This is a genomic window from Calditrichota bacterium (genome assembly GCA_013152715.1).
GTDB lineage: Bacteria > Zhuqueibacterota > Zhuqueibacteria > Thermofontimicrobiales > Thermofontimicrobiaceae > 4484-87.
Genome location: JAADFU010000098.1, coordinates 1 through 5,412 on the forward strand (window position 1 = coordinate 1; position 5,412 = coordinate 5,412).

General features: G+C 43.4%; 5 protein-coding genes. 3 read left to right on the forward strand and 2 right to left on the reverse strand.

Features of this window, described 5'->3' with window-relative positions:
* Positions 1 to 457: 457 nt before the first annotated feature.
* Both GXO74_08305 and GXO74_08310 read right to left on the reverse strand, forming a co-directional pair.
* A complete protein-coding gene (locus tag GXO74_08305; GenBank protein NOZ61670.1) occupies positions 458 to 583 on the reverse strand; it encodes a hypothetical protein in 126 nt (41 codons plus the stop codon).
* Positions 580 to 2,298, reverse strand: coding sequence for an excinuclease ABC subunit C (locus tag GXO74_08310; GenBank protein NOZ61671.1), 1,719 nt, complete (start codon positions 2,296 to 2,298; stop codon positions 580 to 582). The genes GXO74_08305 and GXO74_08310 overlap by 4 nt, the downstream gene beginning before the upstream one ends.
* Positions 2,299 to 2,602: 304 nt before the next feature.
* On the opposite strand from GXO74_08310, the gene GXO74_08315 reads away from it, so the two are divergent.
* From GXO74_08315 to GXO74_08325, 3 genes are all read left to right on the forward strand, one after another.
* The gene (locus GXO74_08315) at positions 2,603 to 3,829 is read left to right on the forward strand and encodes a M20/M25/M40 family metallo-hydrolase (GenBank protein ID NOZ61672.1); all 1,227 of its coding nucleotides are present in this window, start codon (positions 2,603 to 2,605) and stop codon (positions 3,827 to 3,829) included.
* A complete protein-coding gene (locus GXO74_08320) occupies positions 3,829 to 4,689 on the forward strand; it encodes an alpha/beta fold hydrolase (GenBank protein NOZ61673.1) in 861 nt (286 codons plus the stop codon). Before GXO74_08315 ends, GXO74_08320 begins: the two co-directional genes overlap by 1 nt.
* 415 nt (positions 4,690 to 5,104) lie before the next feature.
* On the forward strand, positions 5,105 to 5,412 hold a 308-nt coding region (locus tag GXO74_08325), incomplete at its 3' end, for a hypothetical protein (GenBank protein ID NOZ61674.1).

The following is a 5,412-nucleotide window of genomic DNA, read 5'->3' on the forward strand; positions in this document are numbered from 1 at the left end:
CGGTTTTTTGTGAACACAAATAAATGGAAACGTGTCGCCTTGCGAATGCCGTAAGTGTGCAAAAACGCTGGAAAAACCAGTGTCGTTTGGTCGCGAACGTTTTGGCTTAAAAGCGGCAATTGTATGGAAATGAATACTGATAACAAAAGAGAAACAATTTTTTTATTCACAATGAGTTCCAGCAAGTTAAAATCGAGAACTATTTTGATCAAATTGCAATTCTTTCATAGAGTCGTTCGAAAAAAGATAAAACAAAATACTTCTCTAAAATCAGATTTTTCGAAAATAATTGCAATATGAATGAGCAGTTGAAAATTTTTAAGTGAAATATCAATGAGATACAATAAAAGCCTTACGGCTAAATTCCGAAATCTCGCTAACCAGAGAATGGATTTAAGGCGTCAGCCTTTTATCTCTGTGCACTCCGTGCCTCTGTGGCTAAATCCTGAAGCAGAAGTCACTTTTTCTTTTGAAAAAACTCCCAGATTTTCTCCGCCAACGATGCAGGAATTCCTTTAACCTTTTTTATATCTTCCGCAGTGGCAGTTTTCAAATTTTTCAGCGAACCAAAATGGCGAATCAACTGCCGCTTCCGTTTTTCTCCGACGCCGGGAATTTCGTCCAATTCAGAATATTTTGCTCGCTTGCGCCGTAAATTTCGGTGAAATTCGACCGCGAAACGGTGACCGCGAAACGGTGCGACTCATCGCGAATTCGTTGCAGCAGCCGAAGCGCAGACGATGTTTTTGGAATATTTTGCGGATCAGGATCGCCGGGCAAATAAACTTCATCAAGTCGTTTGGCAAGAGCGATAATTGGTTGATTTGCCAAATCCAATTTTTTCAAGACATTCACCGCTGCGGACAATTGCCCTTTTCCACCATCCACCAGAATCAAATCGGGCAAATCCTTTCTTTCCCGCAATAATCGAGAATAGCGGCGCTCAATGACTTCCGCCATCATGGCAAAATCGTCCGGCGTGGATTTGCTTCGTATTTTGAAACGGCGGTACTCACTTTTTGCCGGCTGTCCGTTAACAAAAGTTACCAGCGAAGCGACAGGGTCAGTTCCGGAAATATTGGAAATATCAAACGCCTCAATTTTTTTGGGCGGCGTCGGCAAGTGCAAATCTCGCTGCAGCGCTTGCAATACATGAGGCACAAAATCCTTTTCTTTCATCTTTTGTAGCTTCAATTCCTGCAGCAGAAGTTTAGCATTATGTTGTGCCATTTCCAGTAATTTCGCTTTTTCGCCGCGAATGGGAACGATAAGTTTAACGGTCTCTTCGTTTCTTTCGCGCAACCATTGTTCAATGTGATTTCCATCGGAAATTTTTTGCGGAATGTAAATTTCTCCGGGAATGAAATCCGCATGTTGGTAGTAGCGAATCAGCAAATGCGTTAAAATTTTTTCCAGCGGTTCTCCTTCGACGCCAGTCAAAAAGTGATGGTGTCTGCCAATGATTCTGCCTTCGCGAATTTTGAACACCACAGCACAGGCGTCATTTTCTTCGGAATAAATGGCAAAAAGATCTCGATCAATGTCTTCCGGGGTGACCATTTTTTGTCGATACTGAAATCGTTTTAAATTTTGAATCTGATCCCTGACCTGCGCGGCTTTTTCAAATTCCAGATTTTCAGCGAAACGCTCCATTTTTACCTGCAAATTCTGCAGAACAATCCGGTCTCTCCCATTGATAAAATTAATCACGTGCTGGACAATTTCTGCGTAATCTTTCGTCGAAATCAATCCTTCACAGGGGCCGGGACAGCGATTGATATGATAATCCAGACAAACCTTAAATTTTCCGGCAACGATATTTTTTTCATTCAAATCCAGATTGCAGCTACGAATGGGAAATATGCGCTTGGCAACTTTGAGCAAATCGCGCATTTTTTTGACATCAGTATAGGGGCCAAAATAACGAGATCCATCTTTCACGATTTTCCTTGTTGGAAATATTCGAGGAAACGGCTCGTTAGTTACTCTGATGTAAGGAAAACTTTTGTCATCTTTCAAATTGACGTTGTAGCGAGGTCTGTATTCCTTGATTAAATTGGCTTCTAAAATCAGGGCTTCCATTTCAGAGTCAGTGATGATCGTCTCCAAATCGTGTACTCTGGCGACCAGGCGTCTCGTCTTGGGGTCTAAATTTCTGCTGCTCTGAAAATATGAACGCACTCGATTGCGCAAAACGCGCGCCTTGCCCACATAAATGATTTTTTGTTTTCTATCTTTGAACAAATAAACACCCGGCGATCGCGGTAATTGTTCTAATTTTTCCTGCAACGATGTCATGAAAACCCCAATTCTAAAATGAACATTTAAAATTACCCGATTTCAGCCAAAAAAGCAAGGGAAAAATGGACAAATAGTTGCTATTTTTGTAAATCTTGAAAAATTTTCTTGATAATGACAAATTTTTTTTCTATAATATTCCCAAGCTTTAAATTTTAATTACATCCCACAAAGCCACGAGGACGCAATGCTCCTCTTTCTTTCTTTAATTTTTTCTTGGTGTCTTGGCGGCTTCGTGGTGAATCGAAAATAATCCTGTCGATCCTGTCAAAAAAAGAGAAATAATATCAAAGAAAGGCGTCACATGCGAATCCAACGTTTTTTAGGTGAATTGTGTATCTTCAAAAATCGGGCTTCCTGTTCGCAAAACGAACATCGCGCAGCGGAACACATCTATCAGGTGATGCGTTCCATCGGGTTAGTGGCAGAAATTGAACAATTTCGCTCCATGAGCCGCATGACTTGGGAGTTGGTAATCATTTTGCTATTTTTCCTTGCAGAAGCAGTGCTTTATTTTTTCAATCCGCTCGTCGCTTCCATTGTCGGCATCATCGGCATCATTCTTTTCTGGGGACATTTTTCCACCAGATTTAAACCGCTCTCCCCTATTCTAAGTTTCGCCAAATCGCACAACGTCGTGGGAAAAATTCCTAATCCCGACGCACCATACAAAATTATTTTGACGGCGCATTATGATACTGCGCGCTCCGGCCCCATGTGGAATCCAAAGCAAGTCGCTTCATTTCGACTCACATTTTTAGTCGGTCTGGGCATGTTGTTCCTCCTATTGCTCATTTCCGCCCTGGGTATTTTTGACATTCAGCCACTGAGTTTAAAAATCATTAATTGCCTGATTGGAGCGTACGTCGTCATTCAAATTGTCATGCTGACTTACGCCGGCTACAAAGGCGAATTAGTGCAGGGCGCTTCCGATAATGCTTCCGGAGTCGCCGTAATGTTAGACCTGGCCGCGCGCATCAAAGAAAAATCTTACCCGGAGGCGGAATTTTGGTTCGTCGCCACCGGCAGCGAGGAAGTCGGCGCCCTGGGAATGCGGGCTTTTCTCAAGGAACACGCCATCGATTTACCCAAGAAAGCCAGTTATTTCATCAATTTTGACAACTTCGGCAGCGGAATTCTCCACTACTACACAGTCGAAGGCATGATCAACCGTTACAAATTCTCGCCCGAACTCATTCGTGCTGCTGAAGAAACGGCAAAACAAAATAAATTCGCCGCTGTGACGCCCGACAAATACACGCTGGCTTACACCGACGCCATTGTTCCTGCCAGCCGCGGATATCATGCGATCTTGTTTCTCGCCACCGACGAAAAAGGTTTGATTCCCAACTGGCATTGGAAAACGGACGTTATTGAAAATATCGACTTTGCCGTACCGGAACTGACATCCGATTTTGCCTTTGAAATGCTCCAGATTCATTATCGCAATTTGATGGAAAAATTGGAAAAGCTGCGCCAGGAAAAGGAGAAATTTAAATCTGATCTCACCAAGCTGGAGGATTTCAGTTGATGAAAAATATATTTTTGCTCATTATTGCGACAATTTCCCTCACATTCAATTGCCAGAAGGATCAGACCATGCAAAAATATGAAAAACCGGTTGTTTTTGAAAGAGACGGAAATCAATTGGTCGGGATAATGCATTTTCCGCGAAAAACTTCTCCCAAATATCCGACGGTAATATTGTTGCACGGTTTTACCGGAAACAAGGCGGAATCGCATTTCATGTTCACCGAAATGGCGCGCGAACTGGCAAAAGCCGGCTTTGTTTGCCTGCGTTTCGATTTCTTCGGCAGCGGCGACAGCGAAGGCACGTTCGAAGAAATGACCTATTTAACCGAATTGGCGGACGCCAACGCGGCCCTGGCTTTTCTGCGCCAGCAACCAGAAGTTGACGTGAATAAAATCGGCGTACTCGGCTTGAGCATGGGCGGCGGCGTTGCCGCACTACTCGCCGGTAGCGAACCGGACGTTAAGTCGCTTGTTTTGCTCTCTGCTGTGTCGCGCCCGGAAGAAAATTTTAAAAAATTGTTAGAAAACATCCCTCGCATTCATAAACCAGACGGTACGTGGTATCTGGATACTGGCGGTAACCCGGTCGGTCAAAAATTTTTCGAAGTACTCCCTCAAGTCAAACCGCTGGAAACGATCAAAAACTATGCCGGGCACGCCCTCATCATTCACGGCAATAACGATGTGGTCGTTCCTGAATCGGCGGCGTACGATTATTTTGATTTGCTAAAAGACAGACAAAATGTTTCTACAGAACTGAAATTAGTCGAAGGAGCCGATCATGTTTTTTCCAGTGTGGCTTTGACTGATTCGCTCAATAAAACTGTTGTAGATTGGTTTGAAAGGACGTTGAAATAAAACAATCCTGCACAAGCTGCCTTCTGTTCATAAAATATTTTGTTTTTGCGTATTTTTTTGCTTGACTTTTTGGGGTTATTTCGATATAATCTTGTTAAGTCGATTTGTAATGGAAAGAATCAGTAGCATTTCGATCTTCTCAACGTTCAGCGGGGTGATTTTCCCAAGTGTTATTTTGCTTTTATTAAAAAAATGAAAAGAGCGTAAAATATGCTTCATCTGACCTATATCACGCTTATGGAGCAAGAAAGGAATATCGTCCGTGAATAATCGTGAGCGTTTTCTAAGAATCATGCGCTACGAACCTGTAGATCGGCTGCCAGTGATGGCGTTAGAGCCTTTCGAGGAACCTGCGATCGAGCGCTGGCATGAGGAAGGCCTGCCACCGGACAAGACACCTGTGGAGTTCTTGAAGATGGCAGAACTCGTTTACGCCGGAGGTGTTGATCTTTACCCAATTCCCCCATTTGAAGAGAAAGTTATCTCTGAAGACAGTGAATACATCATCGCGACAACAACAATGGGCACAACCGTTAAACGCGATAAAAAGGCACCGACCACATTCTATGGGCATCTTGACTATCCCATTAAAACACGTGCTGACTGGCAGCGTTACAAAGAACGATTGGATCCATTTTCACCGGAACGACTGGCACAGATTCTTGACCCGGAGAATGTCCGTAAACTCAACGCGTCGGACAATCCGGTCGGGCTCTGTTTCTT

What these genes read in the sequence shown, in the direction of transcription:
- GXO74_08310 (NOZ61671.1), bottom strand. Translation starts at nt 2,298, where the DNA reads ATGACATCGTTGCAGGAAAAATTAGAACAATTACCGCGATCGCCGGGT.
- GXO74_08315 (NOZ61672.1), top strand. Translation starts at nt 2,603, where the DNA reads ATGCGAATCCAACGTTTTTTAGGTGAATTGTGTATCTTCAAAAATCGG.
- GXO74_08320 (NOZ61673.1), top strand. Translation starts at nt 3,829, where the DNA reads ATGAAAAATATATTTTTGCTCATTATTGCGACAATTTCCCTCACATTC.